The sequence below is a fragment of the Sphingomonas sanguinis genome, assembly GCF_001476905.1.
Taxonomy (GTDB): domain Bacteria; phylum Pseudomonadota; class Alphaproteobacteria; order Sphingomonadales; family Sphingomonadaceae; genus Sphingomonas; species Sphingomonas sanguinis_B.
Map to the genome: position 1 here is coordinate 1 of NZ_LDTE01000226.1, position 652 is coordinate 652.

Here is a 652-nt window from a genome sequence, read left to right on the forward strand (position 1 = left end):
GGGTCAGAGGGCCACGGTCGCTGGGCACGCCTCGATGAAGTCGACGCCGTAATTGTTATCCTCTCCGATGCCGGTCGCGACCGCAAAGACATTGGGGACGAACAGGATGTGCTCGGGCGGGAAGCCGATGGACATCAGCAGGTCATAGGCGCGGGCGCAGATCTCGACCTTGCGGTCCTTGGTGTCGGCCTGGCCGACCTCGTCGAACGCCATGACGACCACCGCCGCGCCGTACGCCATGCAGCGGCGGGCATAGTGAAGGAACGCCTCCTCGCCTTCCTTCATGCTGATCGAGTTGACGATCGGCTTGCCGGACACGCACTTCAGCCCGGCCTCGATCACGCTCCATTTCGAGCTGTCGATCATGATCGGCACGCGCGCGATATCCGGCTCGGCGGCGATCAGCTTGAGGAAGGTGGTCATGGCGTATTCGGCGTCGAGCAGCCCTTCGTCCATGTTGACGTCGACCACCTGCGCGCCATTCTCGACCTGGCTGCGCGCCACCTCCACCGCGCGGGTATAGTCGCCCGCCAGGATCATCTTCTTGAACGCCGCCGATCCGGTGACGTTGGTCCGCTCGCCGACATTGACGAAATTGGTGGAGGATGCGGTCTGGGTCATTTTTTGATCTCTATTCCTCCCCTTGTAGGGG

At 62.7% G+C, this 652-nt stretch carries 1 pseudogene; it reads right to left on the reverse strand.

From position 1 onward, the window contains the following. Positions 1-24: 24 nt before the first annotated feature. Positions 25-621, reverse strand: a pseudogene (locus tag SB4_RS18735) (dihydropteroate synthase); the annotation flags it as partial. Between the last annotated feature and the right edge of the window lie 31 nt (positions 622-652).